The 8,380-nt window shown below is 62.1% G+C and carries 8 protein-coding genes; 4 read left to right on the forward strand and 4 right to left on the reverse strand.

The annotated features are described in order from the left end of the window. Nucleotides 1–139: 139 nt before the first annotated feature. The 3 genes from RBB42_RS15315 to RBB42_RS15325 form a co-directional block, all read right to left on the reverse strand. Entirely contained in the window at nucleotides 140–1,624 is a 1,485-nt protein-coding gene (locus tag RBB42_RS15315; protein ID WP_305970233.1) for an insecticidal delta-endotoxin domain-containing protein, read from the reverse strand. 335 nt (nucleotides 1,625–1,959) lie between these two features. After that, entirely contained in the window at nucleotides 1,960–2,442 is a 483-nt protein-coding gene (locus tag RBB42_RS15320; RefSeq protein ID WP_305970234.1) for a fasciclin domain-containing protein, read from the reverse strand. A gap of 283 nt (nucleotides 2,443–2,725) precedes the next feature. Continuing rightward, nucleotides 2,726–3,169: a DUF302 domain-containing protein gene (locus RBB42_RS15325; protein WP_305970235.1), complete on the reverse strand. Its 444-nt coding sequence runs from the start codon at nucleotides 3,167–3,169 to the stop codon at nucleotides 2,726–2,728. Between the two features lie 117 nt (nucleotides 3,170–3,286). Between RBB42_RS15325 and RBB42_RS15330 the strand changes: the two genes are divergently transcribed. The 4 genes from RBB42_RS15330 (at nucleotide 3,287) to msrQ (ending at nucleotide 8,072) form a co-directional block, all read left to right on the forward strand. Beyond that, nucleotides 3,287–4,843, forward strand: a complete 1,557-nt coding sequence (locus RBB42_RS15330) for an FMN-binding glutamate synthase family protein (RefSeq protein WP_305970236.1) — start codon at nucleotides 3,287–3,289, stop codon at nucleotides 4,841–4,843. Nucleotides 4,844–4,958: 115 nt separating this feature from the next. After that, nucleotides 4,959–6,422: a pyridoxal phosphate-dependent decarboxylase family protein gene (locus tag RBB42_RS15335; RefSeq protein WP_305970237.1), complete on the forward strand. Its 1,464-nt coding sequence runs from the start codon at nucleotides 4,959–4,961 to the stop codon at nucleotides 6,420–6,422. A gap of 118 nt (nucleotides 6,423–6,540) precedes the next feature. After that, nucleotides 6,541–7,470 carry a protein-methionine-sulfoxide reductase catalytic subunit MsrP gene (msrP, locus tag RBB42_RS15340; RefSeq protein WP_305970238.1) on the forward strand — a complete coding sequence of 310 codons (930 nt, stop codon included), beginning with the start codon at nucleotides 6,541–6,543 and terminating at the stop codon, nucleotides 7,468–7,470. Beyond that, on the forward strand, nucleotides 7,470–8,072 hold the full coding sequence (msrQ, locus tag RBB42_RS15345) for a protein-methionine-sulfoxide reductase heme-binding subunit MsrQ (protein WP_305970239.1): 603 nt from the start codon (nucleotides 7,470–7,472) through the stop codon (nucleotides 8,070–8,072). Before msrP ends, msrQ begins: the two co-directional genes overlap by 1 nt. Before the next feature lie 39 nt (nucleotides 8,073–8,111). On the opposite strand, the gene RBB42_RS15350 is transcribed toward msrQ, so the two are convergent. Then, nucleotides 8,112–8,380, reverse strand: a 269-nt coding sequence (locus RBB42_RS15350; RefSeq protein ID WP_305970240.1) for a hypothetical protein, incomplete at its 5' end; no start/stop codon positions are given.

Raw genomic sequence — 8,380 nt, forward strand, 5'->3', positions numbered from 1 at the left:
ACGGATGCGGAAAGGCGGGGGAGACCCCGCCTTTTTCGTGTCCGCGCGTGAACGGCCCGGCCATCGTTTCGTGGGGCTGGTGACACAGCCCGGTTCACCAGCCCTCGCGGCGCCTGGTACCGAAACCGGAAGGGCGCCGTCAGGACGTTTCCATGTTGAGCGGGTTGTCGATGAGCTTGCGCCACCCGTCGACGACCTTCTTGCGGTCGGGCAGGCTTTTTTCCAGTTCGGCCAGCACCTGTTCCTGGTAGGCCGCCATCGCTTTCATCACGTCCGCCTTGCTGCTTCCGGGCACCGGGATGTACTTGCCATCCTTGTCGTTGGTGTATTCGTACTTGATCCGGTTCAGGTGCTTGTCGGGGTCGATCGCCTCATCGGCGTAATACCCGATAAAGTAGTGATGGCGGAATACGACGTGATGCTCTGCGCCATAGACCACGCGGCTCTTCCGCTTTTCGCGGATCTTTTCCCAGACGGCATCGGCGTGGTCCGCGTATTGCTTGGCATATTTCGCGACCGAGCCGGTCTTGGGGACGCCATAGCTCGACTTCAGCGGATTGAAATTCTCATCCCTGTTGGTGGGATCGACATTGGCGATCTCCTGCAGGATCGACAGGTGCATCCCCGCTCCAAGCAGGAAGACCGGGAAACAGGCCAATTGGTATTTTTCATCCATCAGCGTCCCCAGCATTCCGTCCGTCCCGATGAAGAAGGTGTTGGAGTAGTCGTGCAGATGGTAATCGAAGAGGTTCTTGCGGTCCTGCTGGACCCGAAGGTCCGATTGCAGACGGGCCGGCGCGTAGACGTTGTTCAACTCGTTGCGCAGGGCAACGAAGGTGCCCGCGATTTCGTCGATGGTCTGCTGCTTCAGCTCTTGTTGCATCAGTTTTTGCATGCCCTCGAAATAGGCGTCGAGGGTCGATTTCTTGTCGTCCGGGAACAGCGCCCCGAGGATAGTGTCGATGATCGCGCCGGCAATCGCCCCTGCGATGACGCCGCCTGCCATCTGGGTCAGGTTGCCGCCGATCGCCTTGAGCGCGTCCTTGGCCATCTGGTCGGCCAGTTTCTTTGCCACGTCCACGGCGATGCTGTGCGGCAGAGAGGCCGCGGCCAGAACCATCACGGGGGGCTCGATCAGGCCCAGTTGATCATCGACCGGCTCTGCCGCCGCCGCGCTGTCAAAGCGCAAGGCGCCGGTTTGCGCGTCCACGACGACGTTGCGAAAGATGTATAGCAGGCGGGCCATCGAGGTTTGCCGGTCGACGAACACCGTTCCCGGCGGAAACACCTCCCAGGGTTCGGACAGAAAGGCAAAGCGTTCGTGAACCAGGGTTTCGCCGGGGAGCATGGGCGACTCGGCATTCAACTCGTCTATGGCGCAGCGCACGCGCAGTTTCAGCATCGTGTCATCGGACTGCGACAGCACCGGATGCTCATAGCTGAGCGGAACGTCCGAAGCGTCGACATAGGCCCCTTCGGCATCGATGACAGTTGGCCCAGGATCGCCCAGAGCATCGAACCCGGCCTTCAGTTTCTGGATGGTATAGGTTTCTCGGTCCACACCGTTTTCGACGGAGGCAACCATCGTGCTGATGGACGCGCGCACGGTGGGTTCTGCAAACATGGGCATAAGTGATCCTGGTCAATGGATTGGTCTGATCGGAAGGGTGGCAAACCGAAAGCCTGCCTCATTAGGGGAATTCGATCAAATCATTTCTACCCAGGGTGTATTTGACGCAAGTGTATCCGCGTATGTGGGCCGACCGAAAGACCGTGTCGCAACGCCCGCCAGAGTGATTTGGCGGGCGGACCTCTGCCGGGCAGCGATTGGAGTTGTGCCGCAGAGGGCGGTGCCCGGGGCATTCAAGCGTGGCTTTGGAAAAAGTGTCTGAAACGAAGCTGGCAAAAAAACAGGCCCGCGCGAGGGCGCGGGCCTGTCAGATCCGTGTCGAGCGGGCCTTACATGCCCGGCATGATCACCTTGTCGATGACGTGGATCACGCCGTTCGAGGCCTCGATGTCGGCGGTCACGACGCTGGCATCGTTGACCATCACGCCATCGTCGAGGTCGATTGTGATTTCCGATCCTTCGACGGTTTTCGCCATCATGTCATCGCTGAGATCGGTCGACATGACCTTGCCCGCCACAACGTGGTAGGTGAGGATCGCGGTCAGCTGGTCCTTGTTTTCGGGCTTCAGCAGATCCTCGACCGTGCCTTCGGGCAGGGCGGCAAAGGCTGCGTCGGTCGGGGCGAACACAGTCAGGGGGCCGTCACCCTTGAGCGTGTCGACAAGGCCCGCCGCAGTGGCTGCCGCCAGCAGGGTTTCAAAGCTGCCTGCCTCTTTGGCGGTATCGACGATGTCCATCGAATGACCGCCGGCAAAGGCCGGAGCGGCAATGGCGAGAGCGGTCGTGGCGGCAAGGAACGTTCTACGGATCATGGAAATCCTCCATTGGTTTCGCAGTTGCGATGTGTCCGTCACATCGAAAAGGTCTACGGGAGGAATGGCGTACTGGATGAGGCGGAATTTCTGTGCGCGCGGCTTGACGACCGCGGGTCGGCGCCTAAGCCAGAGGCACGGCGCGTTTCCAATTACATCTTTGTGAATTGGGGCGGCGTTTTTTCCGGTGTTCCGGCCGAAAATGCAGGAAACGGCGCCAGCGCGACGGGCCGTTTCCCTCTGCCTGTATCCTGATGGCTGTACGGGTCGGAACGGGGGGCGCTCAGTCCAGGCCGATGGCCGACCGGGCGATGCCGTCGAGCAGGGCCTCGACCTTTTTCATTTCCCCCTCGGGGAATTCGCGGAAACCGATTGTCGTGATGTCCGGGGTCTCCGGTCGGACGATGACGAAGATGTCGTAAGGGCAGAAGACCACGTTCATCGGGTCAGCCTCCATCACCTCGCGGCTGATCTTGGCCGAGCAAAAGCTGAAGATGTCCGCGTTGGTAAAGATGGTGACGTCCGATCCCACGTCCGCCTTGGTCCGCTCCAGCATGGCGCCGGTGTGACTGACCGCGTCGATCACCAGGCCTTCGTCGAGGATCGCGTTTTCCAGACCAAAGACGACATCGTCGAAACTCTGGTCGGTGTCGTAGCTGATGATGCCCTGTGCCATCGCTCCGCTCGCCACGAGTGCGAGCGCGGCGGCGCTGATGAAGTGTCTCATGCTCTCTCCCTTTCACGAATTACGCAGACGGGCTGCCATTCGTCTGTGATGGTGGCAGAGTATCGATTGAAAAACAGCATGACCTTGAGACAGATCAACACATTCAGGGGGTAGAATATGGAATACGCGATGGCCGCGCTGCAATATCTGGCGCTTTTCTTCGTCTTCATGATCGGCGTGGGCGTGGCGCTTGTCATCGTGATGTATGTCATCGACAAGACGCAGACCGGGGACGCGATCCGTCGCAACTACCCGGTGATCGGGCGGTTCCGCGCCCTGTTCACCGAGCTGGGAGAATTCTTTCGCCAGTATTTCTTCGCGATGGACCGCGAGGAGATGCCGTTCAACCGCGCGCAACGCAACTGGATCTACAATGCCAGTTCCAGCAAGGGGAACACCGTCGCCTTTGGCTCGACCCGGAATCTGAACGTGCCGGGGACACCGATCTTCATGAACGCGGTCTTTCCGCCGCTGGACGATCAATATGCCTCGACCGAGCCGATGATGATCGGGCCCTATTGCCGGGAACCCTATCTGGCGCCCTCGATCTACAATATCTCGGGCATGTCCTACGGCGCGATCTCGAAACCGGCGGTGCAGGCGCTCAGCCGGGGGGCCAAGCAGGCCGGGGTCTGGCTGAACACCGGGGAAGGCGGGATGTCGCCCTATCACCTGGAGGGCGGTTGCGACATCGTCTACCAGATCGGCACCGCCAAGTTCGGCGTGCGAGACCAGGACGGCAACCTGAGCGATGCCAAGCTGAAGGAAGTTGCCGCTAATCCGAACGTCAGGATGTTCGAGATCAAGCTGAGCCAGGGCGCCAAGCCGGGCAAGGGTGGCATCCTGCCGGCGGCCAAGATCGACGAAGAAGTCGCCGCCATTCGCGGCGTGCCTATGGGCAAGGACGCGATATCGCCCAACCGTCACCGCGAGGTGGATGATTTCGACGGGCTGCTGGACCTGATCGCCCACATCCGCGAGGTCACGGGCAAGCCGGTCGGATTCAAGACCTGCATGGGCTCGGCCGATCCCTGGTTCGCCTTCTTCAAGAAAATCAAGGAACGCGGCGAGGAACACGCGCCCGATTTCATCACCGTCGACGGGGGCGAGGGCGGCACCGGGGCCGCGCCGCTGCCGCTGATCGACCTCGTGGGCCTGCCCCTGCGCGAGGCGCTGATCCGCATGGTGGATCTGCGCGACCTGGCCGGGCTGCACGACCGCATCCGGATCGTGGCCAGTGGCAAGCTGGTCAATCCCGGTGACGTGGCCTGGGCCATCTGCCTGGGCGCGGATTTCGTGACCTCGGCGCGTGGGTTCATGTTCTCGCTGGGCTGTATCCAGGCGCTGAAGTGCAACAAGAACACCTGCCCGACCGGGATCACGACGCACATCCCCTCTTTGCAAAAGGGGCTGGTGGTCTCCGAGAAGGACAAGCGCGTCGCGGCCTATGCCAAGGCGGTCATCAAGGAGATCGAGACCATCGCCCATTCCGTCGGCGTGGGCGAGCCGCGCCAGATGCGGCGTCGGCATGTGCGGGTGGTCAAGGATGACGGCTCGTCCGTGCAGATGAACGAGATCTACCCCTCGGTCCGGCTGGGCGACGATGGCGCCGCCGGGAACCGCATGTTCGAAGAGGCCATTCGCCGGATGCAGGTGGACGCAAGGGCGCCGTGATCGCAAGCGCGGGCGGCTCTCCTCCCGTCTGCCCGCGATAGGGCTGTCTGTGATATGCTGCGGACGGTTCCAGCGTGATTTTTTGACCTAAGCCTTTTCATCCTTGGGGGGAGACATGGACGACCAGCATTTCGAACAGGCCGAAGAGGGGCTTGATCCCGCGGATTGGAATGTCGTGCGGGACGTGGCGCATCGGATCGTGGATGACGCACTTGCCCATGTCCGCGACGTGCGCGACCGGCCTCTCTGGGCCGAGATGCCGGAGGAGGTACGCCAGAGTTATGCCGCGCCCCTGCCGGTCGATCCGCAACCGTTGGCCGACATTTACGGGGAAATGCAGGAGAACCTGTTGCCTTACCCGATGGGCAACATCCATCCGCGGTTCTGGATGTGGTACATGGGATCGGGCAGTTTCAGCGGCGCGCTGGCAGAGTTCCTCTCTGCGATCGACGGCTCCAACCTTGGCGGCGGCAACAATGCCGCCGCCCTGATGGACCTGCAGGTCGTGGACTGGCTGAAACAGATGATGGGTTTTCCCGAGACCGCCAGCGGCACGCTGGTCAGCGGCGGATCGATGGCCAATATCATCGGGCTGACGGCGGCGCGCAATGCGATGGCGGGTGTGGATGTCCGAGAAGAGGGAATCGCGGCAATTGCCCAGCCGCTGCGCTTTTACGGGTCCGACCAGTTGCACAGTTGTCACCAGAAGGCGGTGGAACTGCTGGGCCTGGGCAATCGGGCGCTGCGGCGGGTGCCGTCGGATCGCAACCTGCGGATGGACATGGGTGCGCTGCGCGAACTGATCGCCGAGGACCGCGCCAAGGGGTATCGCCCGGCCTGCGTCATCGCCACCGCCGGGACGGTCAACACGGGCGCCATCGACGACCTGCCGGCCATCCGCGCGCTGTGTGACGACGAAGGGCTGTGGTTCCATGTCGACGGCTGCATCGGGGCGCTGATCGCGATTGCGCCGGGCAACCGGGACTTGGTGCGCGGGCTGGAGACGGCGGACTCGTTGGCGCTTGACCCGCATAAATGGCTGCATGTGCCCTTCGAGGCGGGCTGTGCGCTGATCCGGGATGCCGACCGTCATCGCCAGACCTTTGCCGTGCACCCCGAATACCTGGAGGAAAAGCCCCGAGGTGTCGCGGCGACGGAATACCTGCATGACTACAATCTTCAGACCTCGCGCGGCTTTCGCGCCCTAAAGGTCTGGCTGACGCTCAAGGAGCATGGGGTCGAGAAGTTCGGCCGCCTGATCGATCAGAACATCGCGCAGGCGGCCTATCTCGCCGCCCGGATAGAAGAGGTGCCGCACCTCGAACTGATGGCGCCGGTGACGATCAACATCGTCTGTTTCCGGTACCAGGCGCCGGGACTTGCAGATGCGGGCCTTCGCGAGCTGAACACGGAGATCATGTTGCGGATGCAGGAGGCGGGCATCGCCGCCCTTTCCGATACCACCGTCGCCGGGCGTCATTGCCTGCGGGTGGCGATCTGCAATCACCGCACACGGCGCGCCGACCTCGATCTTCTGGTCGAGGAGATCTGCCGGATTGGTGTGGAGCTGGAGGCCTGACGCCTGTCACCTGTGCGTGCCGTGTTACATCCGCGTGACGCCAACGTGAGAGATCGTTTGTTTGGGCAAAAGCGTGCATCGCCTATCTTCAGTTCAACAAAGCACCCTTGGAGGACACATGGCCAACCGCTGGACAAACAAGCTTAGCCGTTCCGACGTCACGCCGGAGCCGATCTTCATGAACCGTCGTCGCGTGCTGGCGGGGCTGGGTCTTGGCGCTGGCGCGGCAGCGGGTGGTGGCGCACTGCTGGGGGGCATGCCGTCCGCGGCCCTGGCGCAGGACGCGCTGGAGCCCAATGCCTTCGAGGACATCACCTCTTACTGCAACTACTACGAATTCGGCACCCGCAAGGGAGATCCGGCCGAAAACGCCCACATGCTGACGACGCAACCCTGGTCGATTCAGATCGACGGGCTGGTCGACAAACCCGGGGATTACGCGCTTGAGGACATCCTGGGCCAGATGACCATCGAGGAACGCATCTATCGGTTCCGTTGTGTCGAGGCCTGGTCGATGGTGGTGCCCTGGAACGGGTTCGAACTGGCAGACCTGCTGGACCTGGCGGGGGTAAAGCCCGAGGCGAAATACGTTGCCTTCGAAACGGTGCTGCGCCCCGAGGAAATGCCCGGCACCCGTTACCCGGTGCTGGACTGGCCCTACGTCGAGGGGCTGCGCCTTGACGAGGCGATGCATCCGCTGACGATGATGGCGACGGGCATCTACGGCAAGACGATTCCCAACCAGAACGGCGCGCCGATCCGGCTGGTGGTGCCGTGGAAATACGGTTTCAAGTCGATCAAGTCGATCGTGCGGATCACCCTGACCGATACCCAGCCGCCCACCTCCTGGAACAAGGCCGCCGCGCGCGAGTACGGTTTTTACTCGAACGTGAACCCGACGGTGGATCACCCGCGCTGGAGCCAGGCGACCGAGCGGCGCATCGGCGGCGGTCTGTTCGCGCGCCGTCAGCCGACGCTGATGTTCAACGGGTACGAAGAGGAGGTCGCATCGCTCTACGAGGGCATGGACCTCAAGGCGAACTTCTGATGCTGGCAGATGCCATCAACAAGACCGCTCGGCGGGTGCCCACCTGGTCGCTCTACCTGCTGCTGGCGGTGCCGGCGCCCTGGTACCTGTACCAGGGCCTGACCGGGGGGCTTGGCGTCGAGCCGATCAAGGCGTTGGAACATGCACTGGGTGAATTCGCCCTGCAGTTGGCCATCGCCGGTCTGGCCGTGACGCCCCTGCGCCGTTGGGCCGGGGTCAACCTGCTCAAGTTCCGGCGTGCCATCGGCATCATGACATTCACCTTTGTCTTTCTGCACCTGCTGGTGTGGCTGGTGCTGGACGTGCAGATCCTGAGCCAGATCTGGGCGGACATTCTCAAACGACCCTACATTACCGTGGGCATGGTGGGCTTTGCCTTGATGCTGCCCTTGGTGGCGACCTCGAACAACTGGTCGGTGCGGAGACTGGGGCCGCGCTGGCGCAAGCTGCACCGCCTGACCTATCCCGCGGTACTGCTAGGGGGCGTGCACTACCTGATGCTGGTGAAAGGGTTTCAGATCGAACCCCTGGCCTACCTCGGCGTGATCTGCCTGTTGCTGGCACTGCGCGTGCGGATAACGCCCCGCCCCCGACTCGCCTGAGGTTTTTTTCGGTTGGCCCGGAGGGTGAATCGCGACGATTCAGGCCCGCAGGACTGTGAAAAAGCCGGCCTCTTGGGGGTAAGCTTGTGGATAACCCAAGATATGGAGCCGCAGCCCGTCACGGTGCAGCAAGGGGCAACGATGCCAGCGCCCGAAGCGCAGATTTCTTTGCGCCTCAATGCACTGATATTGCGCAGTTTTTGGGCTTTCTTGAAAAAAAGATGACGAGAGGCCAAAAAACTGCTTGCGGGTTTGGATTGGTAACCGTAAAAGCCCCTTCACCGGCGGCGCTGAGGCGCACGACGGGA

It is taken from the genome of Mameliella sp. MMSF_3455 (genome assembly GCF_030733205.1).
In the GTDB taxonomy this organism is placed as follows: domain Bacteria; phylum Pseudomonadota; class Alphaproteobacteria; order Rhodobacterales; family Rhodobacteraceae; genus Antarctobacter.

Excerpts from the sequence above, each read along its gene's own strand:
- RBB42_RS15315 (WP_305970233.1), bottom strand. The coding sequence starts at position 1,624 with ATGTTTGCAGAACCCACCGTGCGCGCGTCCATCAGCACGATGGTTGCC.
- RBB42_RS15320 (WP_305970234.1), bottom strand. The coding sequence starts at position 2,442 with ATGATCCGTAGAACGTTCCTTGCCGCCACGACCGCTCTCGCCATTGCC.
- RBB42_RS15325 (WP_305970235.1), bottom strand. The coding sequence starts at position 3,169 with ATGAGACACTTCATCAGCGCCGCCGCGCTCGCACTCGTGGCGAGCGGA.
- RBB42_RS15330 (WP_305970236.1), top strand. The coding sequence starts at position 3,287 with ATGGAATACGCGATGGCCGCGCTGCAATATCTGGCGCTTTTCTTCGTC.
- RBB42_RS15335 (WP_305970237.1), top strand. The coding sequence starts at position 4,959 with ATGGACGACCAGCATTTCGAACAGGCCGAAGAGGGGCTTGATCCCGCG.
- msrP (WP_305970238.1), top strand. The coding sequence starts at position 6,541 with ATGGCCAACCGCTGGACAAACAAGCTTAGCCGTTCCGACGTCACGCCG.
- msrQ (WP_305970239.1), top strand. The coding sequence starts at position 7,470 with ATGCTGGCAGATGCCATCAACAAGACCGCTCGGCGGGTGCCCACCTGG.